The 25,257-nt window shown below is 60.8% G+C and carries 24 protein-coding genes and 1 pseudogene; 16 read left to right on the top strand and 9 right to left on the bottom strand.

Translation table 11 applies throughout. The features are described 5' to 3' along the window. The first annotated feature begins 4 nt into the window (after positions 1-4). Both AC3IUF_RS03450 and AC3IUF_RS03445 read left to right on the top strand, forming a co-directional pair. Positions 5-1,111 carry an ABC transporter permease gene (locus AC3IUF_RS03450; protein ID WP_489280368.1) on the top strand — a complete coding sequence of 369 codons (1,107 nt, stop codon included), beginning with the start codon at positions 5-7 and terminating at the stop codon, positions 1,109-1,111. Further along, on the top strand, positions 1,111-2,037 hold the full coding sequence (locus AC3IUF_RS03445) for an ABC transporter permease (RefSeq protein ID WP_095114409.1): 927 nt from the start codon (positions 1,111-1,113) through the stop codon (positions 2,035-2,037). Before AC3IUF_RS03450 ends, AC3IUF_RS03445 begins: the two co-directional genes overlap by 1 nt. 58 nt (positions 2,038-2,095) lie before the next feature. On the opposite strand, the gene AC3IUF_RS03440 is transcribed toward AC3IUF_RS03445, so the two are convergent. After that, the gene (locus AC3IUF_RS03440; RefSeq protein WP_489281597.1) at positions 2,096-2,530 is read right to left on the bottom strand and encodes a hypothetical protein; all 435 of its coding nucleotides are present in this window, start codon (positions 2,528-2,530) and stop codon (positions 2,096-2,098) included. An 83-nt stretch (positions 2,531-2,613) separates the two neighbouring features. On the opposite strand from AC3IUF_RS03440, the gene AC3IUF_RS03435 reads away from it, so the two are divergent. The 3 genes from AC3IUF_RS03435 to AC3IUF_RS03425 all read left to right on the top strand — a co-directional run bounded on the left by AC3IUF_RS03435 (position 2,614) and on the right by AC3IUF_RS03425 (position 5,281). Further along, positions 2,614-2,964, top strand: a complete 351-nt coding sequence (locus AC3IUF_RS03435) for a MerR family transcriptional regulator (RefSeq protein ID WP_095114408.1) — start codon at positions 2,614-2,616, stop codon at positions 2,962-2,964. 22 nt (positions 2,965-2,986) lie between these two features. Then, positions 2,987-3,673 carry an SDR family oxidoreductase gene (locus tag AC3IUF_RS03430; RefSeq protein WP_086935984.1) on the top strand — a complete coding sequence of 229 codons (687 nt, stop codon included), beginning with the start codon at positions 2,987-2,989 and terminating at the stop codon, positions 3,671-3,673. A 249-nt stretch (positions 3,674-3,922) separates the two neighbouring features. Further along, complete coding sequence (locus tag AC3IUF_RS03425) at positions 3,923-5,281, top strand: 8-oxoguanine deaminase (RefSeq protein ID WP_102901594.1); 1,359 nt, start codon at positions 3,923-3,925, stop codon at positions 5,279-5,281. Between the two features lie 128 nt (positions 5,282-5,409). Here the strand turns inward: AC3IUF_RS03425 and AC3IUF_RS03420 are convergent, their stop codons facing one another. Continuing rightward, positions 5,410-6,501 (bottom strand): calcium:cation antiporter, encoded by a 1,092-nt coding sequence (locus AC3IUF_RS03420; protein WP_007914697.1) that lies wholly within the window; start codon positions 6,499-6,501, stop codon positions 5,410-5,412. A gap of 274 nt (positions 6,502-6,775) precedes the next feature. On the opposite strand from AC3IUF_RS03420, the gene AC3IUF_RS03415 reads away from it, so the two are divergent. The 3 genes from AC3IUF_RS03415 to AC3IUF_RS03405 all read left to right on the top strand — a co-directional run bounded on the left by AC3IUF_RS03415 (position 6,776) and on the right by AC3IUF_RS03405 (position 9,997). Then, entirely contained in the window at positions 6,776-7,849 is a 1,074-nt protein-coding gene (locus AC3IUF_RS03415; protein ID WP_007914696.1) for a BMP family ABC transporter substrate-binding protein, read from the top strand. 148 nt (positions 7,850-7,997) lie between these two features. Continuing rightward, entirely contained in the window at positions 7,998-8,963 is a 966-nt protein-coding gene (locus tag AC3IUF_RS03410) for a 2-oxoglutarate and iron-dependent oxygenase domain-containing protein (RefSeq protein ID WP_489280366.1), read from the top strand. Between the two features lie 80 nt (positions 8,964-9,043). Further along, entirely contained in the window at positions 9,044-9,997 is a 954-nt protein-coding gene (locus AC3IUF_RS03405; RefSeq protein ID WP_007914694.1) for an adenosine deaminase, read from the top strand. Between the two features lie 118 nt (positions 9,998-10,115). On the opposite strand, the gene AC3IUF_RS03400 is transcribed toward AC3IUF_RS03405, so the two are convergent. The 3 genes from AC3IUF_RS03400 to AC3IUF_RS03390 form a co-directional block, all read right to left on the bottom strand. Beyond that, entirely contained in the window at positions 10,116-11,498 is a 1,383-nt protein-coding gene (locus AC3IUF_RS03400) for an MFS transporter (protein ID WP_007914693.1), read from the bottom strand. Positions 11,499-11,625: 127 nt separating this feature from the next. Further along, complete coding sequence (locus AC3IUF_RS03395) at positions 11,626-12,360, bottom strand: ArsR/SmtB family transcription factor (RefSeq protein ID WP_007914692.1); 735 nt, start codon at positions 12,358-12,360, stop codon at positions 11,626-11,628. 317 nt (positions 12,361-12,677) lie between these two features. Then, positions 12,678-13,607: a LysR family transcriptional regulator gene (locus tag AC3IUF_RS03390; protein ID WP_007914691.1), complete on the bottom strand. Its 930-nt coding sequence runs from the start codon at positions 13,605-13,607 to the stop codon at positions 12,678-12,680. A 119-nt stretch (positions 13,608-13,726) separates the two neighbouring features. Between AC3IUF_RS03390 and AC3IUF_RS03385 the strand changes: the two genes are divergently transcribed. From AC3IUF_RS03385 to AC3IUF_RS03375, 3 genes are all read left to right on the top strand, one after another. After that, positions 13,727-14,020 (top strand): putative quinol monooxygenase, encoded by a 294-nt coding sequence (locus AC3IUF_RS03385; RefSeq protein ID WP_007914690.1) that lies wholly within the window; start codon positions 13,727-13,729, stop codon positions 14,018-14,020. 30 nt (positions 14,021-14,050) lie between these two features. Further along, complete coding sequence (locus AC3IUF_RS03380; protein WP_007914689.1) at positions 14,051-15,064, top strand: zinc-binding alcohol dehydrogenase family protein; 1,014 nt, start codon at positions 14,051-14,053, stop codon at positions 15,062-15,064. A gap of 160 nt (positions 15,065-15,224) precedes the next feature. Continuing rightward, on the top strand, positions 15,225-15,398 hold the full coding sequence (locus AC3IUF_RS03375; RefSeq protein ID WP_007914687.1) for a hypothetical protein: 174 nt from the start codon (positions 15,225-15,227) through the stop codon (positions 15,396-15,398). A gap of 7 nt (positions 15,399-15,405) precedes the next feature. On the opposite strand, the gene AC3IUF_RS03370 is transcribed toward AC3IUF_RS03375, so the two are convergent. After that, positions 15,406-16,608 carry a multidrug effflux MFS transporter gene (locus tag AC3IUF_RS03370; RefSeq protein ID WP_007914685.1) on the bottom strand — a complete coding sequence of 401 codons (1,203 nt, stop codon included), beginning with the start codon at positions 16,606-16,608 and terminating at the stop codon, positions 15,406-15,408. An 87-nt stretch (positions 16,609-16,695) separates the two neighbouring features. Beyond that, positions 16,696-16,893, bottom strand: coding sequence for a cation transporter (locus AC3IUF_RS03365; RefSeq protein WP_007914683.1), 198 nt, complete (start codon positions 16,891-16,893; stop codon positions 16,696-16,698). 147 nt (positions 16,894-17,040) lie between these two features. On the opposite strand from AC3IUF_RS03365, the gene AC3IUF_RS03360 reads away from it, so the two are divergent. The 3 genes from AC3IUF_RS03360 (at position 17,041) to cueR (ending at position 20,391) form a co-directional block, all read left to right on the top strand. Beyond that, entirely contained in the window at positions 17,041-17,424 is a 384-nt protein-coding gene (locus AC3IUF_RS03360; RefSeq protein WP_007914681.1) for a hypothetical protein, read from the top strand. A 163-nt stretch (positions 17,425-17,587) separates the two neighbouring features. Continuing rightward, complete coding sequence (locus AC3IUF_RS03355; RefSeq protein ID WP_489280364.1) at positions 17,588-19,981, top strand: heavy metal translocating P-type ATPase; 2,394 nt, start codon at positions 17,588-17,590, stop codon at positions 19,979-19,981. Next, complete coding sequence (gene cueR, locus AC3IUF_RS03350) at positions 19,978-20,391, top strand: Cu(I)-responsive transcriptional regulator (RefSeq protein ID WP_489280363.1); 414 nt, start codon at positions 19,978-19,980, stop codon at positions 20,389-20,391. The genes AC3IUF_RS03355 and cueR overlap by 4 nt, the downstream gene beginning before the upstream one ends. Here cueR and AC3IUF_RS03345 read toward each other — a convergent pair. Together AC3IUF_RS03345 and AC3IUF_RS03340 are read right to left on the bottom strand one after the other, a co-directional pair. Continuing rightward, positions 20,345-21,553 carry an MFS transporter gene (locus AC3IUF_RS03345; RefSeq protein ID WP_489280361.1) on the bottom strand — a complete coding sequence of 403 codons (1,209 nt, stop codon included), beginning with the start codon at positions 21,551-21,553 and terminating at the stop codon, positions 20,345-20,347. The genes cueR and AC3IUF_RS03345 overlap by 47 nt on opposite strands. A 328-nt stretch (positions 21,554-21,881) precedes the next feature. Then, on the bottom strand, positions 21,882-22,778 hold the full coding sequence (locus tag AC3IUF_RS03340; RefSeq protein ID WP_007914672.1) for a PA4780 family RIO1-like protein kinase: 897 nt from the start codon (positions 22,776-22,778) through the stop codon (positions 21,882-21,884). Positions 22,779-23,226: 448 nt separating this feature from the next. On the opposite strand from AC3IUF_RS03340, the pseudogene AC3IUF_RS03335 reads away from it, so the two are divergent. Both AC3IUF_RS03335 and AC3IUF_RS03330 read left to right on the top strand, forming a co-directional pair. Further along, positions 23,227-24,315, top strand: a pseudogene (locus AC3IUF_RS03335) (cache domain-containing protein); the annotation flags it as partial. Positions 24,316-24,405: 90 nt separating this feature from the next. Next, positions 24,406-25,173 (top strand): methyl-accepting chemotaxis protein, encoded by a 768-nt coding sequence (locus tag AC3IUF_RS03330; protein ID WP_371748302.1) that lies wholly within the window; start codon positions 24,406-24,408, stop codon positions 25,171-25,173. Positions 25,174-25,257: the final 84 nt, after the last annotated feature.

Here is a 25,257-nt window from a genome sequence, read left to right as displayed (position 1 = left end):
AAACATGCTGCTTTCCCTCGAACCCCGTGGCCAGCAATCGCGCCTGATGCTGTGGTGCTCGCCATTACTGGCGGCGACGCTGACGCTCGGCTGCGGCTCGCTGCTGTTTATCGCCCTCGGCCACGACCCGCTGCAAACCTTGCACACGCTGCTGATCGCACCGGTCAGCGATTTGTATGGCGTCTCCGAATTGCTGGTCAAAGCGCTGCCGATTCTGCTTTGCGCACTGGGGTTGGCCGTGGCGTACCAGGCGCGAATCTGGAACATCGGCGCCGAAGGCCAATTGCTCCTCGGCGCGCTCGCCGGCAGTGCCTTGGCGGTGAACATCATCGGCATGCAAAGTCGTTGGGCGCTGGTATTTATTCTGCTCACCGGCACCGTCGCTGGTGCGGCGTGGGCCGGGCTGACCGCGTGGTTGCGCACGCGCTTCAATGCCAACGAAATCCTCACCAGCATCATGCTCAATTACATCGCGCTGAACTTGCTGCTGTTCTGCGTGCACGGGCCGCTGAAGGATCCGGCCGGCTTCAACTTTCCCGAGTCGGCGATGTTCGGCGACGCCAGCCGTTTGCCGTTGTTGATGGAGGATGGCCGCGTGCATGCCGGGGTGTATTTCGCCTTGCTCGCACTGGTCGCGGTGTGGGTGTTGTTACAGAAAAGCTTTGTCGGTTTCCAGATCAAAGTGCTTGGGTTGGACAAGCGTGCCGCAGGGTTTGTCGGCTTTCGCGAGAAGCGGTTGATCTGGTTGGCGCTGTTGATCAGCGGTGGGCTGGCCGGCCTGGCCGGCGTCTGCGAAGTCACCGGGCCGATTGGCCAGTTGGTGCCGCAGGTGTCACCGGGGTATGGCTATGCGGCGATTACCGTGGCGTTTCTTGGGCGTCTGAATCCGATCGGGATTCTGTTTTCCAGCCTGTTGATGGCACTGCTGTACATCGGTGGCGAGAGTGCGCAAATGAGCCTGAATCTGCCGCAAGCGATCACCCAGTTATTCCAGGGAATGATGCTGTTTTTCCTGCTCGCCTGTGACGTGCTGATTCTCTATCGGCCACGTCTGAAACTGCGCTGGGTGAAGCGTACTTCGACCACCGCCGTAACTGCCGGAGCGCTGTGATGGATATCGATCTGTTGAGCAATATTTTCTACGCCATGGTGCGTTGCGGCACACCGCTGTTGCTGGTGGCGCTGGGGGAACTGATCTGCGAGAAGAGCGGCGTGCTCAATCTTGGGCAGGAAGGGATGATGCTGTTTGGTGCGGTGATCGGTTTTATCGTCGCGCTGAACAGCGGCAACCTGTGGCTCGGTGTGTTGCTGGCGATGTTGGCCGGGATGCTGTTGTCGTCGCTGTTTGCCTTGGTGGCGCTGGTGTTCAACGCCAATCAGGTGGCGACCGGGTTGGCCCTGACGATTTTTGGTGTCGGGTTGTCGACCTTTGTCGGCGCGGCTTGGGTGGGTAAACCGTTGGCCGGTTTTGAGCCGCTGGCGATTCCTTATCTGAGTGAGATTCCGCTGATCGGGCGGATGCTGTTTGCTCAGGACTTGCTGGTGTATCTGTCGTTCGCGCTGTTTGCGCTGGTGGCGTGGGTGATCGTCAAAAGTCGTGTCGGGTTGATCATTCAAGCGGTCGGCGAAAATCCGGATGCGGCCAGTGCGATGGGGCTGCCGGTGTTGACCGTGCGCACGTTGGCGGTGCTGTTTGGCGGAGCGATGGCTGGGTTGGCCGGGGCTTATTTGTCGCTGGCGTATACGCCGATGTGGGCGGAGAACATGACCGCCGGGCGTGGCTGGATCGCGTTGGCGCTGGTGGTGTTTGCCAGTTGGCGGGTGTGGCGGTTGTTGCTCGGGGCGTATCTGTTTGGCCTCGCCAGCATCCTGCATTTGGTGGCGCAGGGATTGGGGCTGGCGATTCCGTCGAGTTTGCTGGCGATGCTGCCGTATGTGGCGACGATTGTGGTGTTGGTGCTGTTGTCACGCGATGCACTGCGTACGCGGTTGTATGCGCCGGTTTCGCTTGGGCAGCCTTGGCAGTCAGGGCATTGATGTAGTGATTTCAATGGCCCCATCGCTGGCAAGCCAGCTCCCACAGGTTTAGTGCTGATCACAAATTTTGCGCACTACTCGAACACTGTGGGAGCTGGCTTGCCAGCGATGAGGCCCTGACAGGCAACACTTGAGCGATGCCCCACGCCAGTTCGAAGACCAGGAAAACCAGCAAAATCGAACTGGCGCCATGGGCCAAGGCATACGCCTGCCAAGCCGCAAACAGAAACCGCGCCACCGCGTCATAGCGTCCATAAAGCGCCTGCGGATCACGAATCCGCAGCACCGCCCACACGCACACCACCGAGCCCAGCAGATTCGCCATCAACAGGTGCACAGGCTCAAACGCCGGCAGTTCACCGGGCAAATTCAGCGCGGTCAAAAACCCATGCAAAGCGGCAAAACTCCACGGCGTGGCAAACGCCGTCGTGACGACCAGGTCATACCAGGCACTGCCGCGCACCACGTTGCGATATTGCGTTGAAGTCCACATCATCCATGCTCCAGAAATTTGAGGAGCAACCACGGTAAAGCCTGGAGTATGCTCCAGGGTCAATAGCCCTTTTGAGAGCCCGCATGCGCATCGGTGAATTAGCCCAGGCCAGCGCCGTCAGCCGTGACACCCTGCGTTTTTACGAGCAGCGCGGGTTAATCGCGGCGCAACGCAGTGCCAACGGTTATCGCGACTATCCGCCGGAGATGGTGCAACTGGTGCTCTATATCAAAACGGCGCAACGCCTGGGATTTACCCTCGGCGAGATCGGCAACAGCGTCGCCGCGTTGTGGAATGCCCCCAATCCTGACAACGCCGTGGCGCAGTTGCTGCGCGACAAACTGCAACTGATCGAAACCCGCATGCGCGAACTCGACGCGCTGCGTCAGGAGTTGCAACTTCGCCTCGGTCAGGCCTGTCCATTGAATCCATGATCCTCATTCATCAAGGAAGCCCATCATGTCTGCAAAAAACGCACTGATCATCGGCGCCTCCCGGGGCCTTGGCCTCGGTCTGGTGAAAACCCTGCTGGCCGACGGCTGGCAAGTCACCGCCACCGTGCGCAATCCGCAAAACGCCGAGGCGCTGCAAGCGCTGGGCAAAGTGCGGATCGAGAAGCTCGACATGGACGATCAGCAAGCGGTGATCGCTCTGAGTCAGCAGCTCAAAGGCGAAACCTTCGACCTGCTGTTCGTCAACGCCGGGGTCAAAGGCCCGGCCGATCAGACCCCGGGCGGCGCGACTCTGGCTGAAGTCGGTCAGCTGTTTTTCACCAACGCGGTGGCGCCGATCAATCTGGCGCAACGGTTTGTCGGGCAGATTCGTGACGGCAGCGGTGTGCTGGCGTTCATGAGTTCCGGGCTGGGCAGTGTGACGGTGCCGGACGCGCCGGAACTGGCGTTGTACAAGGCCAGCAAGGCTGCGCTGAACTCGATGACCAACAGTTTTGTCACGCAATTGGGCGAGCAGAAAATGACCGTGTTGTCGCTGCATCCGGGTTGGGTGAAGACCGATATGGGCGGCGAAGGGGCTGACCTTGATGTGGAAACCAGCACCCGTGGATTGATTGATCAGGTGAATGCGTACACCGGCAAGGGCGGACATCACTTCATCAATTACAAGGGCGAAACGATTCCCTGGTAATTGATGATCCCCTGTAGGAGCTGCCGAAGGCTGCGATCTTTTGATTTTTTTAAGATCAAAAGATCGCAGCCTTCGGCAGCTCCTACAGGGGTTGTGTATTTTGGTGATGTTGTCCTGTCGGGTTGGGCTTGCCCGGCGTGGCAATTTGTTTGAAACTGCGCACCTCGTCCCCCGCGGCGACCCTGGATCAGCAGACAGGGCATCACTGAGCTGGCAACCCTGAACCCCATTTTCAGAGGAGCCGGCAACATGCCCGCGACCCGTACCTGGTTAAAAAATCCCCTCGCCATTTTCACCTCCAACGAGCTCGATGCCCGTGGCGGTCTTGTCGTGCAAGACGGTGTCATCGTCGAAGTCCTCGCCGCTGGCCAACAGCCGTCGGCGCCGTGCAATGCAGTGTTCGATGCCCGCGAGCATGTGATCCTGCCGGGCCTGATCAACACCCACCATCACTTCTATCAAACCCTCACCCGCGCCTGGGCGCCGGTGGTCAATCAGCCGTTGTTCCCGTGGCTGAAAACCCTGTACCCGGTGTGGGCGCGCCTGACGCCTGAGAAACTCGCCCTCGCCAGCAAAGTCGCTTTGGCCGAGCTGCTGCTGTCGGGCTGCACCACCGCTGCCGACCACCACTACCTGTTTCCGGACGGTCTGGAAAACGCCATCGATGTGCAAGTCGAAAGCGTCCGCGAACTGGGCATGCGCGCCATGCTCACTCGCGGTTCGATGAGCCTCGGCGAGAAGGACGGCGGTCTGCCGCCGCAGCAAACCGTGCAGGAAGGCCAGGTGATTCTCGACGACAGTCAGCGCCTGATTCACGAGTACCACGAACGTGGCGACGGCGCGCAGATCCAGATCGCCCTGGCACCGTGCTCGCCGTTCTCGGTGACCCCGGAAATCATGTCGGCCAGTGCCGAACTGGCGAACAAGCTCGACGTGCGTCTGCACACACACTTGGCTGAAACCCTCGATGAAGAAGATTTCTGCCTGCAGCGTTTCGGCCTGCGCACCGTCGATTATCTCGACAGCGTCGGCTGGCTCGGCCCGCGCACCTGGCTGGCCCACGGCATCCACTTCAACCCGGATGAAATCGCTCGCCTCGGTCAGGCGGGCACCGGTATCTGCCATTGCCCGAGCTCGAACATGCGTCTGGCTTCCGGCATCTGCCCGAGTATCGATCTGACTGACGCGGGTGCGTTGTTTGGTCTGGGCGTGGATGGTTCGGCGTCCAACGATGCGTCGAACATGATTCTCGAAGCGCGTCAGGCGCTGTACATCCAGCGTCTGCGTTACGGCGCCGAGAAGATCACCCCGGAACGCGTGCTGGGCTGGGCGACCAAGGGTTCGGCGAGTTTGTTGGGCCGTACCGATATTGGTGAGATTGCTGTGGGCAAGCAGGCGGATCTGGCGCTGTTCAAGCTTGATGAGCTGCGCTTCTCGGGTAGTCATGATCCGATTTCGGCGCTGCTGCTGTGCGGCGCGGATCGTGCGGATCGGGTGATGATTGGTGGCAAGTGGCGTGTGGTCGATGGGCAGGTTGAAGGGCTTGATCTGAAAGGCCTGATTGCCGATCACAGCCAGGCGGCTCGGCAGCTGATCGCAGGTACCTGATCCCCCCTCCCCATCTGATCGTTCCCACGCTCTGCGAGGGAATGCATCTCGGGACGCTCCGCGTCCCAGCGGCGGACGCAGAGCGTCCATGGCGGCATTCCCACGCGGAGCGTGGGAACGATCAATCATCAGAGACCGAGCAGGGACAGCATGATGAAGGTCGCGAACAGCACGAAGTGCGTCATGCCTTCGATGGCATTTGTTTCGCCGTCATTCAAGTTGATCGCACTAACGATCAGCGTGATGAAGATCATCACCGTCTGCACCGGCGTCATCGCCATCTGAAACGGCTGGCCGGTGTACAGGGCCATCGCCTCCATCACCGGCACCGTCAGAATCACCGTCGACAGTGACGCGCCCATCGCAATGTTCACCACCGACTGCATGCGGTTGGCCAACGCTGCACGCAACGCGGTCAAAATCTCCGGCGCCGCGGAAATCGCCGCCACCAGAATCGCCGTGATCACCGGCGGTGCACCCGTGCCTTCCAGGCCCAGATCGAGGGTCTTCGACATCACCTCGGCCAGGGCGCCGATCACCACAATGCCAAACACCAGAATGCCGATCGACAGACCGATGCTCGGTGCCTTTGCCTGAGCGTCCTGCGGTTCTTTCTTGCGGCGTTTGTCGGGGTAGCTGTAGCTGAAAAAGTAACTGTGCGGGCCGACCTGCATGCGCAGAAACAACGCGTAAAGCACGACCATCGCGCCGATGGTGAACGCTGAATAAATCTTCCAGTTGGCCTCGGGAATAAACTCCGGCACCACCATCGACACGCCCATGGCGGTGAGGATCATCACGCTGTAGCTGCGCGCTGAATCGTCGTTGTAAGACTGCTCGCCGTGCTTGATCCCGCCCATCAGCGCAGCGAGGCCGAGGATGCCGTTGATATCGAGCATCACTGCCGAATAGATCGTGTCGCGCACCAACGTGGGCGACGCTTCGTTGCTCATCATGATTGCCAGAATAACCACTTCGACCAGCACGGCCGCAAGCGTGAGGATCATCGTGCCGTAAGGGTCGCCGACCTTTTCGGCGAGCAATTCGGCGTGATGGGCGACGCGCATCGAGGCGGCGACGATGAAGGCGATCAGCACCAGACCGGCAGTCAGCGCGACGATCTGGCCGCTGTGCAGCATCCAGTGTTCCAACGGATAGGCAACGCACGCGGCGATAACTGCCAGCAGGAGAAAGCTTTCTTGCTTGAGGAGGGTGAGCATGGCGAGCCTTTTGCCGAAGAGAGCGAATGAGCTACTGACTGCGGAGCGGCGCTAACGTTTCGTTACACCTTAGCGCACCAAGCGATGGCGTGAACTCGCGGACTTGCACTGCGTTGGTCCTGGCGCTGAAAAGATCGCAGCCTTCGGCAGCTCCTACAGCTTGCGCATTCCCATGTAGGAGCTGCCGAAGGCTGCGATCTTTTTTGTTTGTTGTCCTGTTGGTCAGCAATTTGCATTGGCCCTGACCACACACAACAAAACGGAGCTCCAATTCATGCAAATACGTCCGCTGCACAAACTGCTGTGCGCCGCCCTCGGTCTGGGGATCAGCCTGAGCGCCAGCGCTGCCGATCCGCTGAAGGTCGGTTTCGTCTACATCGGCCCGATCGGTGACCACGGCTGGACGTATCAGCATGAACAGGGGCGCAAGGCACTCGCGGAGAAATTCGGCAATCAGATCACCACCAACTACGTCGAGAACGTCGCCGAAGGTGCCGACGCCGAACGGGTGATCCGCAACATGGCCAAGGACAAGTACGACCTGATCTTCACCACCTCTTTCGGCTACATGAACCCCACTGTCAAAGTCGCCAAGCAGTTTCCCAAGGTGACCTTCGAACACGCCACCGGCTACAAACAGGACAAGAACCTCGGCACCTATCTGGCGCGCACTTACGAAGGTCGCTACGTCGGCGGCTTCCTCGCAGCGAAGATGACCAAGACCAAAAAGATCGGTTACGTCGCCTCGTTCCCGATCCCCGAGGTGATCCGCGACATCAACGCGATTCAACTGGCCCTGAACAAGTACAACCCGGGCACCGAGATCAAAGTGGTGTGGGTCAACTCGTGGTTCGACCCGGGCAAGGAGGCCGACGCGGCCAACGCGCTGATCGATCAGGGCGTCGACGTGGTGTTCCAGCACACCGACAGCCCGGCGCCGATTCAGGCGGCTGAGCGTCGTGGCGTGTACGCGGTGGGTTATGCCTCGGACATGGCGCACTTCGGGCCAAAAGCGGTGCTGACCTCGATCGTCAACGACTGGGCGCCGCACTATATTCAGGCGACGCAAAGCGTGATCGACCACACCTGGAAATCCCAGGACTACTGGGGCGGGCTGAAGGAAGGCACGGTTGAACTGCCGATCAGTGACTTGGTGCCAGCGCCGGTGAAAGCCGAGGCCGAGCAACTCATTGCCGACATCAAGAGCGGTGCGTTGCAGCCGTTTACCGGGCCGATCAAGGATCAGGCCGGCGTGGAGAAAATCCCCGCAGGCGTGAGCGCGACGAATGCGGAGCTGGCGTCGATGAACTATTACGTTGAAGGCATGAAGGCTGAGATGCCGAAGTAATCCCCCTGACCCCGATCGTTCCCACGCTCTGCGTGGGAATGCCGCCCGGGACGCTCCGCGGCCCTGCCAAAAGCGGACGCAGAGCGTCCATTGAGGCATTCCCACGCGGAGCATGGGAACGATCTCCCGTACTTTTCAAGGATTGTGTATGGATCAGCTTCCGATCATCGATATCAGCCCGCTCTACAGCGACGATGAAAACGCCTGGCCCGCCGTGGCCGGGCAAATCGACCACGCCTGCCGCGAGTGGGGCTTTTTCTACATCAAGGGTCACCCGATTTCGGCGCAACGCATCGACGCGGTGCTCGATCAGACTCAGCGTTTTTTTGCTCTGCCCGCAGCGGAAAAACTCAAGATCGACATCACCCAGACCCGCCACCATCGCGGCTACGGTGCGATCGCCACCGAGCAACTCGACCCGAGCAAACCCAGCGACCTCAAAGAAACCTTCGACATGGGCCTGCACCTGCCGGCCAACCATCCCGACGTACTCGCCGGAAAACCGTTGCGCGGGCCGAACCGTCATCCGGCGCAAACCGGCTGGGCCGAGTTGATGGAACAGCATTACCTCGACATGCAGGCTCTCGCCCAAACCCTGCTGCGGGCAATGACTCTCGCGCTGGGCATCGAGCGCGACTTCTTCGACAGCCGTTTCAACGACCCCGTCAGCGTCCTGCGCATGATCCATTACCCGCCGCGCCACACCGCCAGCTCCGCCGAGCAGCAAGGCGCCGGCGCGCACACCGATTACGGCTGCATCACCCTGCTCTATCAGGACAGCGCCGGTGGCTTGCAAGTGAAGAATGTCAAAGGCAAATGGATCGACGCGCCACCGATTGAGGGCACTTTCGTGGTCAACCTCGGCGACATGATGGCGCGCTGGAGCAACGACCGTTATCGCTCGACGCCGCACCGCGTCATCAGTCCGCTCGGGGTCGATCGCTATTCGATGCCGTTCTTCGCCGAGCCGCACCCGGACACGCGCATCGAATGCCTGCCCGGTTGTCAGGACGCACAACACCCAGCGAAGTATCCGACCACCACCTGCGCCGAATTCCTGCTGTCGCGCTTCGCCGATACCTACGCTTATCGCCGTGAGCAGGAAGCCGTTTGATGGATCGCTTGGTCAGGTTTTGCCAATTGTTTCGGCGAGCATCTGTAGAATGCCGCCATTGCACCTGATGAGAAAAGAATATGTACGACTGGCTCAACGCCTTGCCCAAGGCTGAACTGCACCTGCACCTGGAAGGCTCGCTGGAGCCCGAGCTGCTGTTCGCCCTGGCCGAACGCAACAAGATCGCCCTGCCGTGGAACGACGTGGAAACCCTGCGCAAGGCTTACGCCTTCAACAACCTGCAGGAATTCCTCGACCTGTATTACCAAGGTGCCGACGTATTGCGCACCTCGCAGGACTTCTACGACCTGACTTGGGCCTACCTGCTGCGCTGCAAAGCACAGAACGTCATTCACACTGAACCGTTCTTCGACCCGCAGACCCACACCGACCGGGGCATCCCGTTCGAAGTGGTTCTCAACGGCATCGCCGCGGCACTCAAGGATGGCGAGCAACAACTGGGCATCACCAGCGGTTTGATCCTCAGTTTCCTGCGCCACCTCAGCGAAGAACAAGCCGAGAAAACTCTCGATCAAGCGCTGCCGTTCCGTGATGCGTTTGTCGCGGTCGGCCTCGACAGCTCCGAGATGGGCCACCCGCCGAGCAAGTTCCAGCGCGTGTTCGACCGTGCCCGCCACGAAGGCTTCCTGACCGTCGCCCACGCTGGCGAAGAAGGCCCGCCGGAGTACATCTGGGAAGCCATCGACCTTTTGAAGATCCAGCGGATCGACCATGGCGTGCGCGCCATCGAAGACGAGCGCCTGATGCAGCGGATCATCGATGAGCAGATCCCGCTGACCGTGTGCCCGCTGTCGAATACCAAGCTTTGCGTGTTCGATCACATGTCGCAGCACAACATCCTCGACATGCTCGAGCGTGGCGTGAAGGTTACGGTGAACTCCGATGACCCGGCGTACTTCGGTGGTTACGTGACCGAGAACTTCTACGCACTGCATGAGCATTTGGGCATGACCCAGGATCAGGCCAAGCGCCTGGCGCAGAACAGCCTGGATGCGCGACTGGTAAAGCCATAAGCAACACCGCAAAACCCTTGTAGGCCTTCGCCTGCTCGCGATAGCAGGGTGTCAGCTAAAAAATCTATATCTGACACTCCGCTATCGCGAGCAGGCGAAGGCCTACATTGGATCGGTGTTAGCCGATAGATTGGGTTTCAGTCAGCTCTTCCAGGGTTTTCCCGCGCGTCTCCATCCCGAACAGCCACACCACCCCCGCCGCTATCGCAAAGCACGCCGCGCCCAGCGCAAACACCCCGCCCTGCCCGGTAATCGGGAACACCAGCCCGGTCACCAACGGCCCGAGCAGCGACCCCACGCGGCCAATTGCCGAGGCGAAGCCCGAACCGGTTGCCCGTGCCGACGTCGGATACAACTCCGGCGTGTAGGTGTAGAGCACCGCCCACATACCGAACAGGAAAAACTGCATCAACAGCCCGGTGCTGATCAGCAGCGCAACGTTGCCGCCAAACACCGCGCTCTGCCCATACAGAAACGCCATCACCCCGCCGCCGAGCAACGTGACGATGCACACCGGTTTGCGCCCCCAGCGCTCGACCAGCCACGCCGCCATCAGAAACCCGGGAATCCCGCCCAGGGAAATCAGCACCGTGTAATACACCGACTGCGTCACCGCGAAACCCGACTGTTGCAGCAGCGCACTGAGCCACGACGTCAGCCCGTAAAAGCCAAGCAGCGCAAAGAACCAAAGACTCCAGATCATTGTGGTGCGCTGGCGATACTGCGGCGACCAGATCTGTTTGAGCGCCGAAAAGAAGTTGCCCGGCGGCGTCACAGTGCGCGGCAAACGAATCGGTTCCGGCAGCGCCGCACCGCCCAGCGAGTTGCGCACCCGCGCCTCGATGCCGTTCAACACCTTGTCCGCAGCGTCATCGCGCCCCGCCTGTTCCAGCCAGCGCGGTGACTCGGGAATGAAAAAGCGGATCGCCAGCACAAACACTGCCGGCACGGCCAACACCAGAAAGATGTCGCGCCAGCCAATCAGTGGCAGCAGAAAGTAGGACAGCACGCCAGCAGCGACGAAGCCGAGCGGCCAGAAGCCGTCCATCAACGCGATGTAACGACCGCGACGTTGCGCCGGAATCAGCTCGGACAACATCGACTGGGCGATGGGAAACTCCATGCCCATGCCGATCCCCAACAGGATGCGGAACAGTGTCAGCGTCTCGACCGTTTGCGCCGTCGAGCACAGATAACTGGCCACGCCCCACAGCACGATGCTCCACTGAAACACCGGTTTGCGCCCGAAGCGGTCGGCGAGCATGCCCGACAGCGACGCTCCCAGCACCATGCCGAAGAAGCTCGAACTGGCGAGCAGCCCCGCTTGCGCACTGCTCAGGCCGAACTCGGCTTTGATCGAGCCGAGCAGGAACGTCATCATCGCCAGGTCCATGGAGTCGAAGAAAAACGCCAGAGCAATAATGATGAAAATGATCCGGTGATAACCGCTTATTGGCAGTCGCTCCAAGCGTTCCGCCGCGCTGTAGCCGTGTGTGTCCATGCCGCCTCCCCCCATCCGAAATATCCCCGGATCGAGTGTGCGCGATAGCGCTCAGGCGTTGCTGCTGGATGCGACCTGTTCGCAGTCGTGGACGACGCCAGAAGTGCTGACGTCGAATGCGAGTGCTCTACAACGCCATTTCCAGTTCGGTTTCCTTGGCGAAGCGGTGCAGTTCCCGTTGGCCAGTGGCCGTCAATTGCAAGGCTCTGGAATCGTTGGGCAGGGTCAGCCAACCGGACTGCATGAACAACTGCAGCAACGCGGCACCCAGTGAGCCTCCCATGTGCGGACGACGCTCGCTCCAGTCCGGACAGGCACACGCCACTTGTACGTTGCGATGGGCCAACGCTTGAATGAACACACCGCGCCCAGCCAACAATTTCGCCCCCTTATGGGTCACCACGACGCGTTGCTCAAGCTGTTCGATCCAACCGGCATCAAGCAGCCGCTGATACAGATCCGCCGCCAGCGTACCGCCCAGATGGTCATCGCAAAAACGCGCACGCAACAGTGAGGACGGCGCGGTCTGCGGTTTGGCCATGGGGGTGGTGCGTTTGAATACCTCGGGAATGTCCCTTGGAGCACTGGCAATGGTAGCGCTGGCCAACGCTTCTATTGCAGCGCCGACCTCCGGTGCCGAGAGACGGAAAAACCGTTTGCGACCGCGGACTTCGACCTTCAACAGACCACCCGTGGAAAGCCGCGCCAAGTGCGCGCTGGCCGACGACGGCGACAGCCCTGCCAGTAGCGCAAGCTCCTCGGTTTGCCGGGCCGAGCCATCCATCAACGCCCACATCATCGCGCTGCGCTTGGGGTCGGCCAGCAACGTGGCGATCTGGCTGATGCAAGGTGCATGTTCCATGTGTTCACTCCCTGTTGAATCGTATCGTCTACTGCTCGGAGACATCTTGGCCGGTAATGAGTCATCGGCCAAGACGCGAAAATCGCCATGAACCGGGACAAGGCAGGCCAGTGACGCAGCCTGCTCCAGCACAGAACCCGCAGCAGTTGCGCGACCATCACTCGAATACTGGCGACGCGGTGCGAGGGTCTCCGGGCCGGGGTGTCGGTGCTGGCATGAGGCGGGCGCTAGTATAAGCGGGTTAGCTCCCGCGTCCCGCGCCGGGGCCTGCGCAGGTGGTGATTGTTCCTGACAGAAATTTCTCTATTTACCTGCGACTAATGATCAACTTCCGAAAAAGCGGGAAATTGACTACTCAAATCAGCGCATCGGCTGGCGAGCATTTCCCGCAGAAGGTTCACCGGCTTACTCAATTGAGCGCGATGGGCGCACAACAAATTCAGCGGTGCGCGCTCACACAGCAACTCCGGCAGCAGCACTTTGAGACGCCCGGCGAGCACATCGGCGCCCACGTCCAGCCACGACTTGTAGGCAATTCCGGCGCCGGCCACCGCCCACAGGCGCACCACGTCGGCGTCATCGCTGAAACGGTCACCACTGACGGTCAGGCCGACTTCACGTTTGCCGTCATGAAAACTCCAATGGTCATGCACCCGACTGCCGAGCATGTACAGCAGGCAGTTGTGCTGGGCCAGTTGTTCGAGCTGGCGCGGTTCGCCGTGCCGGGCCAGATACGCCGGCGAGGCACACAGCACACGACGGTTATGCGGGGCGATGGGCAAGGCGACCAGGCTTGAGTCTTCCGGTTCGCCATAACGCAAGGCGATGTCTACCGGTTGGCGGAACAGGTCAGCAATGCGGTCGCCGAGCAGCAAACGCACGGTCAGCTTCGGGTGTTCGCGCTGGAACGCGTCGAGCCATGGCAGCAACAGATTGCGGCCGAAGTCCGAAGGTGCCGACAACTGCAAGACCCCACTGACCTGATCCTGGCCGCTGGCCAGCAAGCGCCGGCCTTCATCGAGATTGCTCAACGCCGCGCGGGCGTATTCGAGAAAGCCTTCACCTTCGGCCGTCAGACGCAAACTGCGGGTCGAACGCGCGAGCAACCGCGCGCCGAGTTGCTGTTCGATCCGTTTCAACGCCGCACTGGCCACGGCCGCAGACATGTCCATTACCCGCGCTGCCGCCGACAGACTGCCCAGATCCGCCGCCCGGACAAACAACTGCAAGTCATCGAAACGCAGCATGCTCAGCCTCGATTATCAAAAAAATATTGAAAGAGACTGCTCTTTTAGCCGGTTTTATCTCGCAGAGAAATAGCCAATCATCACTCCATCGCATTCATCCCGCTTCTCTGGAGCCGAGCATGTCCCAGCCTTTCACCGCTATCGCCACCCTGATTGCCAAACCCGGTCAACAGGATCTTCTCGAACAGGGCTTGCGCGCCCTGGTTGAACCGAGCCGCGCCGAACACGGTTGCAGCCAGTACGACCTGCACCGCGACCTCACCGACCCGCAGGTGTTTTATGTGATCGAACACTGGGCCAGCGAAGCGATTCTTGAGGCGCACAACAACAGCGCGCACTTTCAGAACTTCCAGGCCACTGCCGGCCACACCATCGAACACTTCCAGCTCAAGCGCCTTGGCGTGATTGCCTGATCTTCTTCTATTAACTGTACGGAGCCCTTCATGAAAGCCATTGCCTATTACGCTTCCCTGCCGATCAGCGACGCCAAATCCCTGCAAGACATCGAACTGCCAGAACCGGTCGCCGGCCCGCGCGACCTGCTGGTGGAAGTCAAAGCCATTTCGGTCAACCCGGTCGACACCAAAGTGCGGCAGAACGTGGCACCGGAAAACGCTGCAGCGAAAGTGCTGGGCTGGGACGTCGCCGGTGTGGTCAAGGCTGTCGGCAGCGAAGTGACGCTGTTCAAGGCTGGCGACAAGGTTTTCTACGCCGGCTCCATCGCCCGTGCCGGCGGCAACAGTGAACTGCACGTGGTCGATGAGCGCATCGTCGGCCATATGCCGAAATCTCTCGGGTTTGCCGAAGCTGCCGCACTGCCGCTGACCGCGATCACCGCATGGGAATTGCTGTTCGAACGCTTGCAAATCCGCGAAGGCAAAACCAACGAAGATCAGAGTTTGCTGATCGTTGGCGCGGCCGGCGGGGTTGGCTCAATCCTCACGCAATTGGCCAGGCAACTGACCGGCCTGAAAGTCATCGGCACCGCATCACGTGAGCAAACCCGTGACTGGGTCAAACAACTGGGCGCCGACCTCGTCATTGATCACAGCCAGCCGCTGAGCGAAGAGCTCAAGCGCGCCGGGATCGACAGCGTGACCCACGTCGCCAGCCTGACCCAGACCGAACAGCACCTCGATCAACTGGTCGAAGCGCTGGCGCCGCAAGGCAAACTCGCACTGATCGACGATCCGAAGTCGCTGGACGTGAGCAAACTCAAGCGCAAGAGCCTGTCGCTGCACTGGGAGTTCATGTACACCCGCTCGCTGTTCGAGACGCCGGACATGATCGAACAGCACAAACTGCTTAACCGCGTGGCGCAGCTGATTGATGCCGGGACGTTGAAGACCACGGTGGGCGAGCACTTCGGCACGATCAACGCGGCGAACCTGCGTCGTGCTCATGAGCTGCTGGAAAGTGGCAAAGCCAAGGGGAAAATTGTTTTAGAAGGTTTCTAAAAAACCGCACAGCGCAGCCTTCGCCGAACCTAGAGCGGTCGGCGGGGCTGCGCTGTTTTTTGCCGTCAGTCCGATGCTTGACCGTTGTCACAATTGCGATCGTATTCAGGTCTACAATCGAAGCCTCTGCGATACATCTTTTACGCAAGGGAGGTCAGCAATGAAGATCCTGATAAAAGAAGTGGCAAAGTCTCAATGGCAGGTTCGCCTGGACCAACACGCCGTGACATTCCGCAGTGAAGCCGAAGCACTGGCCTTCACCCGCACCCTCGAAGCGCGACTGTGCGCGCCCCATCAGATTCCCGACCGCAGCCAGCAGCGCGCTGCCGGCTGAGGCTGTTTTATGCCTCGGCCTGAGCTTGCGCCAGTGCCCGGGCATTCTGCAGACGGCGGGTGAGCAGCGCCACGCACACCACCAGCAAACCGCACAGGCTGATAACAATCGCCATCGGCACGGCTGTGCCGTCGTGCAACACCCCCACCAGTGCCGAAGCGCCGGCGGCGACGCTGAATTGCATGCAGCCGAGCAGCGCCGAGGCACTGCCGGCGCGCGCGCCCTGGCCGTTCATCGCGCAGGCAGCGGCGTTGGGGCTGATGCAGCCCAGGCTCGACACGCAGATGAACAGTGGAATCAGCAGCGGCCACAAGGATTCGGTGTGCATTGCGCTGACCGCGAGCAGCGCCAGCCCGGCAGCGAAATACACCCACACTGCCCTCGACAGCAGGAACGCCGGGCCGCGTTTGGCCAACATCCGCGCATTGACCTGCGCCACCAGAATGAAGCCCGCCGCATTGGTACCGAACAGCCAGCCGAAATGTTCGGCCGGGACGCCATACAACTTGATGAAGATAAACGGCGAGCCGGCGATGTAGGCAAACATCCCGGCGATGGCGATGCCACCGGTCAGGGCATGACCGAGGTAAACCCGATCCTTGAGCAAGCGCCCGTACTGGCGCAGGGCGCCGGACAACGGCTGGCGCGGCATGTGCGCCGGCATACTTTCCGGCAGCCCCAGCGCCACGGCCAAACCGGCCAGCGCGCTGAACCCGGTCAACACCAGGAAGATCGACTGCCAGCCTGTGGTGTTGACCAGCAGACCGCCGAGCATTGGCGCCAGAATTGGCGCCAGGCCCATCACCAGCATCAATTGCGAGAAGACTTTCGCCGAACCCACCGCGTCGCACTTGTCGCTGACCACCGCCCGGGAAATCACCATCCCCGCACAACCGCCCAACGCCTGGACGAAACGTGCGCCGATCAGCCATTCCAGGTTCGGCGCATAAGCGCAGGCGAGCGATGCCAGGGTGAACAGCGTAAGCCCGACGAGTAACGGGATGCGTCGGCCAAAGCGATCCGCCACCGGCCCATAAGCCAGTTGGCCGATCGACAACCCGGCGAAATATGCCGCCAGCGTCATCTGCACGTGTTTCTCGTCGGTGCCGAACGCCAGCGCCATCGAGGGGAATGCGGGTAAATAGAAGTCGATGGCCAAGGGCCCGAAGGCGGTCAAGGCACCGAGAATCAGAATGGTACGGAAGTTCATCAGGCATCCAGGTTGCAAGTCGGCAGCCCGACAGTCTAGCCGCGCCCGGACGCCTTGAACATTCCGATAGCTCGCTAACGATCAATTTCAGACGAGCTTCACCTCATATCCCTCTTCGCGAATCGCTTCGATGACCTGATCAGCACTCATGGCGCTTTCGACGCCGACCTCTTTCGCCGCCAGATCGACCCGCACGCTGGCGGCCGGATCCTTGGCCTGCACGGCGTTGGTGATGGCTTTGACGCAGTGACCGCAGGACATGCCTTGAACGTTGAACACTTGCATGGAATGACTCCTTTGAGTGAGGTTGCCGCCACTTTCGAGCTTGCCACGATGGCAAGGTCAAGTTCTTCAATAAACTGCCGGGCTGGCAATCGGCGCCGCGCTCGGCCAAGCTGCGTACATCAATGACTCGATTCAGGAGATTCAGCCATGCGCTGGTCAGCTTTCAGCCTGTTTGGCTTTCTCGGCCTTTTTGCCGCCGTCCCTCAGGTGCAAGCCGCCGGCGAGGACTATGCGGTGCTGATCATTTCCCGCGAGCGTCTGGAAGTATCGACCTCGTGTGAGATCGGCGTGTACATCCAGGATCAGCTCTCGGCGCGGTTGCTGCAGGAGCAAAGCATTTCCTTCAACCTGCCGCCTGGCACTGTTTCGCTGCGCTTGAAGTTGCTGCCGGGACAAGTCGCCGGTTGCAATCCGGGGATGCTCGCGCCGGGGTCGCAGGAGATCAAATTGCATGCCGGTGATGTGCTGAAGTATCGGTTGGCGATGAATTCCGAAGGCGTCTACTTGAAACCTGCGGCTCTCGAATACTGAGTCGCTAGCCAAAAGATCGCAGCCTTCGGCAGCTCCTACAGGGATTGCATTCCAATGTAGGAGCTGCCGAAGGCTGCGATCTTTTGCATTTGAGATTGGCGCTTGACCTTGCCCGCATGGCAAGGTTGATCCTTGTAGGCATCTACTACAGGGAGTACGACCGATGTCCGATTCCATCACTTTCGATCTGCCGATTGCCGGCATGACCTGCGCCAGTTGCGCCGGGCGTGTCGAGCGGGCATTGAGTAAAGTCAGCGGCGCCAGTGCCGTCAGCGTCAACCTCGCCACCGAGCAGGCCCGCGTGCAGGCACCCGGCGACAGCCTGCCGGCCTTGATGGAGGCGGTTGAACGCGCCGGTTACAGCGTCCCGCAGCAAACCCTGGAACTGAACATCGAAGGCATGACCTGCGCCTCCTGCGTCGGTCGCGTCGAGCGTGCGCTGAACAAAGTCCCTGGGGTGAAAGGCGTCAGCGTCAACCTGGCCAACGAACGTGCGCACCTCGAACTACTTGGCCAGGTCGATCCGCAAAGTCTGCTCGACGCGGTGAGCAAGGCCGGCTACTCAGCCAGCGTCTGGCAAGCCGAACACCCGCAAACCGATATCCAACAGCAGCGGCTGAAACATGAACGCTGGGCGCTGATCTGCGCGATCGCCCTCGCCCTGCCGCTGGTGGCGCCGATGTTGCTGCAACCGTTCGGCATTCACTGGATGCTCCCGGCTTGGGCGCAATTCGCCCTCGCCACGCCGGTGCAGTTCATTTTTGGTGCGCGCTTTTACGTCGCCGCGTGGAAAGCCGTTCGCGCTGGTGCTGGCAACATGGACTTGCTGGTCGCCCTCGGCACCAGCGCCGGCTACGGACTGAGTCTTTATGAATGGGCCACCGCTGCCGGGCGCATGCCGCACCTGTATTTCGAAGCATCGGCGGTGGTCATTGCCTTGGTGCTGCTCGGTAAATATCTCGAGAGCCGCGCCAAACGCCAGACTGCCAGCGCCATCCGCGCCCTCGAAGCGTTGCGGCCGGAGCGGGCGATTCAAGTGATCGAAGGCCGCGAGCAGGACGTCGCTATCAGCGCCCTGCGCCTGGGCGATCTGGTGCTGGTCAAACCCGGCGAGCGTTTCCCGGTCGACGGCAAAGTCATCGAAGGCCAGAGCCACGCTGATGAAGCACTGATCAGTGGCGAAAGCCTGCCGGTACCGAAACAACCGGGCGACAAAGTCACCGGTGGCGCGATCAACGGTGAAGGTCGCTTGCTGGTGCGCACTCAGGCACTCGGCGCGGAAACCGTACTGGCGCGGATTATTCGTCTGGTGGAAGACGCCCAAGCGGCCAAGGCACCGATTCAGAAACTGGTGGATAAAGTCAGCCAGATCTTCGTGCCGACGGTGTTGCTGATTGCCCTCGCTACGCTGATCGGCTGGTGGCTCTACGGTGCGCCAATGGAAACGGCACTGATCAATGCTGTCGCGGTGCTGGTCATCGCTTGCCCATGTGCACTGGGCCTTGCCACGCCGACGGCGATCATGGCCGGCACCGGTGTAGCAGCGCGTCACGGCATTCTGATCAAGGATGCCGAAGCGCTGGAGCGCGCCCATGAAGTCAGCAGCGTGGTCTTCGACAAGACCGGTACGCTGACCTCCGGCACACCGCGTATCGCCCACTTCAGCGCCATCGACGGTGACGAAAACAACCTGCTGACAGTGGCCGGCGCTCTGCAACGCGGCAGCGAACACCCACTGGCCAAAGCAGTGCTGCATGCAGCCGCCGAGCGCGGCCTGACGGTGCCCGAGGTCAGCGACAGCCAGTCGCTGACCGGTCGCGGCATCGCCGGCAATCTCAACGGCCGACGCCTGGCGCTGGGCAATCGGCGGATGCTCGAAGAAAGTGATTTGAGCGCGGGCAACCTGAGCGAATCTGCCCAAGTATGGGAGGCCGAGGGCCGCACCCTGTCGTGGTTAATCGAACAAAGTCCTGAACCGCAAGTACTCGGCTTGTTCGCCTTCGGTGACACTTTGAAACCCGGTGCACTGGAAGCCGTACAACAACTGGCCGCGCGAAATATCCACTGCCACCTGCTGACCGGCGACAACCGTGGCAGTGCACGCGTCGTCGCCGAGGCCCTGGGCATCAGCAATGTCCACGCTGAAGTGCTGCCAGCGGACAAAGCCGCTACCGTCACCGAGCTGAAAAAAACCGGCGTGGTCGCCATGGTCGGTGACGGCATCAACGACGCGCCGGCCCTCGCCGCTGCCGACATTGGTATCGCCATGGGCGGCGGCACCGACGTGGCCATGCACGCGGCGGGCATCACCTTGATGCGCGGCGACCCACGGCTAGTGCCGGCGGCGCTGGAGATCAGCCGCAAGACCTACGCGAAAATCCGCCAGAACCTGTTCTGGGCCTTCGTCTACAACCTGATCGGTATTCCGCTGGCCGCCTTCGGCTTCCTCAACCCGGTGCTGGCCGGTGCGGCCATGGCGCTGTCGAGCGTCAGCGTGGTGAGCAATGCGCTACTGTTGAAAACCTGGAAACCCAAGGATCTGGAGGAGCACCGATGAACATCGGTCAAGCAGCCAAACAAAGCGGCCTGAGCGCGAAAATGATCCGCTATTACGAGTCAATCGGCCTGCTCAAGGCAGCGCATCGCACCGACAGCGGTTACCGGGTCTACGGTGACGATGACCTGCACACGCTGGCGTTCATCAAGCGCTCGCGGGACTTGGGTTTTTCCCTGGAGGAAGTCGGCAAGCTGCTGACCCTGTGGCAGGACCGCCAGCGCGCGAGCGCCGATGTGAAGGCGTTGGCGCGCCAGCACATCGACGAGTTGAATCAGAAGATCCGCGAACTCGGAGAACTGCGCGATACCCTGCAAGACCTGGTTGAGCACTGCAATGGCGACCATCGCCCCGACTGCCCGATTCTCAAGGAACTGGCGTCGGGCTGCTGCGCGCAACCCGCCCGCGCTTGAGCGCCAACAGTTTTACCGTGAGCAAGGTGCACAGGGGAATGCCGTGGAACAGCATGACCACGGCCCCCGGCGCCCACCACGCGTAGAACGGTGCGGCGATCAACATGCCGATGCCGAATCCGGTCATTTGCAGCAAGGTCAGCACGCTGAAAATCGGCAGGCGCAAGCGCTCGGGTTCGCGCTGCAGACGCGACATCAGCCCGACTTCGGAAAAGCCGTCACCCAGTCCCGCCGGCAATGAAAACAGCAGCAGGCCGTAGAGGCTGTGTTGCTGGAACATCAGGATAAAGCCGCAGGACATCAGCGCCACGCCGAAGAAAAACAGTCGTTCGAGGTGGATGTTGTCCGAGCCTTTGAGACGGCTGGCGATTCGTGCGCCCAGCAGTTTGCCGCTGGCCCACACCGCCAGCATCAGCCCCAGCGTGGTACTCGCCGACTCTGGCGTGAGCAGTTTGGAAATGATCGGAAAGCCAACGTTGTGCGCGGCGCTGCCCAGGGTGTCGGCCATGGTCACCGCAAGCATCGCAGCAACCACCGGCGCAGCACGCAAGCCCTGTTTGAGGGCTGACCATTCGCTGCGTTCGGTTTCCTCGCTGGCTGTTGCAGGTTCGAAACGCAGCGGCACGATCAACAATGCTGCCATCAGGTACGTCAGCGCATTCAGGGCGAACACCGTTTCAAAACCAAAACCCGCTACCAGCAAACCCGATACCAGACTGCCACCGACCATCGCGGCAGATGAGGCCGAGGTGATCCAGGCGTTGGCCTTGAGCAGTTGATCGGCGGGGATCAGACGCGGCAACTGGCTGTTGAGGCCGATGGCGAACATCGAGTTGCCCAGTCCCAGACCGAAGGCAATCACCGGCAACAGCATGGCTTGCTGGCTGACAGGCACAATCAATAACAGACCCAGCACACTGGCGCGCAGCAGATCGAACGCGATCAGTGGCGCGCGTCCGCTGCATCGCCGGTAAAACGCGGTGCCGATCAAACTGGCAAAGATCCCCCCACCCACGCGGCTGGCGAGGAAAATCCCGACGCTCATGGCGCTGTTGCTCAGCAGGTAGACGTAGGTGGCCAGCGCGACCATGTTGAGGAAGGCGCCGAAATCGGAGATCAGTCGGGCGGTGACGATCAGGTGGGTGTTGCGCAGGGTGGTCACATTCAGTCCTTGAGTGTGGCTGGAGCGGTGGACAGTAGACGCGAAATTGCGTTGATCCGAAAGGGCCCTAACCCTCTCCCAGGGGGAGAGGGGACTGATTGGGGGATGCTGTGGAGATACGCCGACCTGAAATTTCTTTACCGAATCCAAACAGGTCCAAATGCTGACCTCGTCCAATCCGTAATCGACCCGGTGTTTCAGGTCGATGTATGACGCAAGACACCTCGGTCGGCCCCCTCTCCCTCTGGGAGAGGGTTGGGGTGAGGGGCTTCTAGGGATTCTGATTCAAACAAAAAACCCGGCCGAAGCCGGGTTTCTCATCAAGCAATCACTGCATCCACGGTGGCGGCGGTGGTTCGTCGGACTTGCCTTTCGGCTCGTCGTCCGCTGCGCGGATGGCCTGCTTGCGTTCCTCGTCGAGGCGCGCCGCTTCGATCTCGCGCAATACCCCGCCCACATCGGCCAGGTCTTCCGGATCATCGAACTCACCGGTCAGCACACTGTTCGGGTGCAAGGTGCCGGCTTCGTACAACGCCCACATTTCCTTGGCGTACTTGGTCAGTTTCAATTCCGGCGCAAAGCGACCGAAGTACGAAGCCATGTTGCCGACATCGCGCTCCAGCATGCTGAACGCATGGTTGTTGCCGGCAGCGTCGACGGCTTGCGGCAGGTCGATGATGACCGGACCGGTCGGCGTCAGCAGCACGTTGAACTCCGAGAGGTCACCGTGCACCAGACCGGTACACAACATCAGCACGATCTGCGAGATCAGGAACGCGTGATACTCGCGCGCCTGATCCGGCTCCAGCACCACGTCGTTCAGACGCGGCGCGGCATCGCCGAATTCGTCGGCCACCAACTCCATCAACAGCACGCCGTCGAGGAAGTCATACGGCTTGGGCACCCGCACGCCGGCACCGGCCAGACGAAACAGCGCCGCCACTTCGGCGTTCTGCCAGGCATCTTCGGTTTCTTTGCGACCGAACTTGGAGCCCTTGGCCATCGCCCGAGCCTGTCGGCTATTACGAACCTTGCGGCCTTCCTGATACTCGGCCGCCTGGCGGAAACTGCGTTTGTTCGCCTCCTTGTAGACCTTTGCGCAACGTAACTGATTGCCGCAGCGCACCACATAAACAGCTGCTTCTTTACCACTCATCAGTGGGCGCAGCACTTCGTCGACCAGACCGTCCTCGATCAGGGGTTCAATGCGTTTTGGAGTCTTCATCAGCTTTTATTGTGGGTCCTTTATTACCAAACACGCGAATGTCACTCGTTATACGGCAATCCTCGCATCACGGGGAGGGGTTGCCGACCTGTGAACGTTGAGAATGCACACACTGTGCCGGATTAAACAGGGCCAACTCTGCGTTCGCGCATCGACCGTCGAGAATCATAGCCGAGCCTGTTGTACTTGTTGGTACATGTCTTCAAGGGCATTTGCGACAGAATCTGACATTTGGCTGATGCCCCCTTCGGAAGATTTTTGCAAAGTCGCCTCAATTTCCCTGTTTCGCAGCCGAAGTCCTCAATGACAGAGGGATTTGTCCGACAATCGTTCCACAATAATCAGCGATGCCGCACTCAGGGCAACGGGTGATCCATAACGTTTTCGGCTGCCAATAAACCACAAGTCATCTGCACTGCGTGGGCCTACAAGAAAATCTGGAGCGCGGATGAACATCAAACAGAAATTGACGTGGGCGTTTGCAATCATCGCCTGCTTGCCGGTGGTGCTGGTCGCAACGCTGGTGGTGATGAACCTGCGCAGCGATGCCCGGGACAGCTTTGTCGACAGCAGCGGTCGCGAGATCCGTCAGGTCAGCAATGCCATGCAGCTGTTTTTTGATGGCATCAGCCAGAACGTCGATTACCTGGCGTCGCAACCGCTGATCAAAAACACCGACGACAGCCTCAAGACCTACATGGGCGCCAACGCCGAATCCATCCCGCAGGGCGAGATGGACAAAAAGGTCTTCGCGTTCCTCCAGGACCTGGGCAACGCTCACCCGGCTTACGCCTACGCCATCGTCGGCACCGCTGCCGGTGGTTACGTGTCGTGGCCGGACGATCCCAAGCTCAACAACTACGACCCGCGTCAGCGGCCGTGGTACAAGGCTGCCCAGGCCAAACCGGGCAAGCCGTTGCGTACCGCCGCTTATTACTGGGCGCAGGACGATGCGACCTACGTCAGCACCGTGCGCACCATCGACAACAAACTCGGCAGCAACGGCGGCGTGGTCAGCATCGACGTGACGCTCAAGCAGCTCACCGAGATCGTCAAACAGATCAAGCTGGGCGAAACCGGCTACCTGATGCTCCTGGAAAACAGCGGCACGGTGCTGGTCGACCCGAAACAGCCGGAACACAATTTCAAGCCGCTGGACAGCCTCGGCGAAGGCTATGCGCAACTGGCCAAGGCCGGCAAAGGCCTGGTGGAAGTCGAGCTTAATGGCGAGCGCTACATGGCCAACGTCTGGCCGTCGGAGCAATTGGGCTGGACCTTCGTTGGCCTGATCAAGCAGAGCGACGTGATGAGCTCGGCCACGCAACTGACCTGGCTGATCGCGATCATCGCTGCCGTGCTGGCCGTGCTGTTCGCCGTGGTCGGCGCCAGTTTCGCCAGCCTGATCGTGCGTCCGATCCGCAGCGTCGCCAGCGGTCTGGAAGGCATCGCGCAGGGCGAAGGCGACCTGACCAAAAACCTCGACATTCGGGGCAACGACGAAACCGCGCAACTGGCCAACTGGTTCAATCAGTTCCTCACCGCGATCCGCAGCCTGATTCAGCACATCGGCGGCGCCGCCGGGAAAATCCTCGCGACCTCGCAGAGCTCGACCCGCGTGTCGAGCGACATGGCCGAAGCGGCCGGGCGGCAGCGTGAAGCCGTCGACATGGTCTCGACCGCCTTCCACGAAATGGTCGCCACCGCCAACGAAGTCGCGCGCTCGTGCAGTCAGGCGGCGGACTCGGCGGACAGCGGCCAGCGTCAGGCTCGTCAAGGCCAGCAGCAGATTGATGCGGCGGTGCACAGCGTCGACCAACTGAGCCAGGAGCTGGAGCAATCGGCGCAGTCGATGCAGCAACTGGAGCGCGACAGCAACGATATCCAGTCGATCCTCGGCACCATCCGTTCCATCGCCGAACAGACCAACCTGCTGGCGCTCAACGCCGCCATCGAAGCGGCGCGTGCCGGTGAACAGGGCCGCGGTTTTGCCGTGGTCGCCGATGAAGTGCGCGCACTGGCCAAACGCACCGCGGATTCGACGGCAGAGATTGATGGCCTGCTCGGCAATCTGGCCAAGCGCACCAGCCAGGTCACGCAACAGATGCACGCCAGCCTGCAAGTGTCGCAGCAGTCGGTGACACGCATCGGCGAGGCGCGCGAGAGTTTCGGGCAGATCCGCGAGTCGGTGGACGTGATTCGTGACATGAACACGCAAATCGCTACCGCCGCTGAAGAACAGCATCAGGTGGCTGAGGACATTAACCGGCACATCAGCCAGATTCACGGGGATGCGCAGTTGGTGGCAGAACTGGCCAACTCGGCGCGTCTGGATTCGCAGAGTCTGGCGGGGTTGTCGAATGAGCTGGATGGGTTGGTCAGACGGTTTCGTACCTGAACCTCAACAGCGACCCCAGCCCTCTCCCAGAGGGAGAGGGGGATGACCGAGGTGTCTGGCGGCATGCATCGACCTGAAATACCC

Source organism: Pseudomonas sp. KH_040 (genome assembly GCF_057839305.1).
The sequence above is the reverse complement of the archived record's forward strand: the minus strand, read 5'-3'. Positions and strand labels throughout refer to the sequence as shown.

Bases quoted from the DNA above. Each gene is read 5' to 3' on its own strand.
- AC3IUF_RS03450 (WP_489280368.1), top strand. From the start codon at position 5: ATGCTGCTTTCCCTCGAACCCCGTGGCCAGCAATCGCGCCTGATGCTG.
- AC3IUF_RS03445 (WP_095114409.1), top strand. From the start codon at position 1,111: ATGGATATCGATCTGTTGAGCAATATTTTCTACGCCATGGTGCGTTGC.
- AC3IUF_RS03440 (WP_489281597.1), bottom strand. From the start codon at position 2,530: ATGTGGACTTCAACGCAATATCGCAACGTGGTGCGCGGCAGTGCCTGG.
- AC3IUF_RS03435 (WP_095114408.1), top strand. From the start codon at position 2,614: ATGCGCATCGGTGAATTAGCCCAGGCCAGCGCCGTCAGCCGTGACACC.
- AC3IUF_RS03425 (WP_102901594.1), top strand. From the start codon at position 3,923: ATGCCCGCGACCCGTACCTGGTTAAAAAATCCCCTCGCCATTTTCACC.
- AC3IUF_RS03420 (WP_007914697.1), bottom strand. From the start codon at position 6,501: ATGCTCACCCTCCTCAAGCAAGAAAGCTTTCTCCTGCTGGCAGTTATC.
- AC3IUF_RS03415 (WP_007914696.1), top strand. From the start codon at position 6,776: ATGCAAATACGTCCGCTGCACAAACTGCTGTGCGCCGCCCTCGGTCTG.
- AC3IUF_RS03410 (WP_489280366.1), top strand. From the start codon at position 7,998: ATGGATCAGCTTCCGATCATCGATATCAGCCCGCTCTACAGCGACGAT.
- AC3IUF_RS03405 (WP_007914694.1), top strand. From the start codon at position 9,044: ATGTACGACTGGCTCAACGCCTTGCCCAAGGCTGAACTGCACCTGCAC.
- AC3IUF_RS03400 (WP_007914693.1), bottom strand. From the start codon at position 11,498: ATGGACACACACGGCTACAGCGCGGCGGAACGCTTGGAGCGACTGCCA.
- AC3IUF_RS03395 (WP_007914692.1), bottom strand. From the start codon at position 12,360: ATGGAACATGCACCTTGCATCAGCCAGATCGCCACGTTGCTGGCCGAC.
- AC3IUF_RS03390 (WP_007914691.1), bottom strand. From the start codon at position 13,607: ATGCTGCGTTTCGATGACTTGCAGTTGTTTGTCCGGGCGGCGGATCTG.
- AC3IUF_RS03385 (WP_007914690.1), top strand. From the start codon at position 13,727: ATGTCCCAGCCTTTCACCGCTATCGCCACCCTGATTGCCAAACCCGGT.
- AC3IUF_RS03380 (WP_007914689.1), top strand. From the start codon at position 14,051: ATGAAAGCCATTGCCTATTACGCTTCCCTGCCGATCAGCGACGCCAAA.
- AC3IUF_RS03375 (WP_007914687.1), top strand. From the start codon at position 15,225: ATGAAGATCCTGATAAAAGAAGTGGCAAAGTCTCAATGGCAGGTTCGC.
- AC3IUF_RS03370 (WP_007914685.1), bottom strand. From the start codon at position 16,608: ATGAACTTCCGTACCATTCTGATTCTCGGTGCCTTGACCGCCTTCGGG.
- AC3IUF_RS03365 (WP_007914683.1), bottom strand. From the start codon at position 16,893: ATGCAAGTGTTCAACGTTCAAGGCATGTCCTGCGGTCACTGCGTCAAA.
- AC3IUF_RS03360 (WP_007914681.1), top strand. From the start codon at position 17,041: ATGCGCTGGTCAGCTTTCAGCCTGTTTGGCTTTCTCGGCCTTTTTGCC.
- AC3IUF_RS03355 (WP_489280364.1), top strand. From the start codon at position 17,588: ATGTCCGATTCCATCACTTTCGATCTGCCGATTGCCGGCATGACCTGC.
- cueR (WP_489280363.1), top strand. From the start codon at position 19,978: ATGAACATCGGTCAAGCAGCCAAACAAAGCGGCCTGAGCGCGAAAATG.
- AC3IUF_RS03340 (WP_007914672.1), bottom strand. From the start codon at position 22,778: ATGAAGACTCCAAAACGCATTGAACCCCTGATCGAGGACGGTCTGGTC.
- AC3IUF_RS03330 (WP_371748302.1), top strand. From the start codon at position 24,406: ATGGCCGAAGCGGCCGGGCGGCAGCGTGAAGCCGTCGACATGGTCTCG.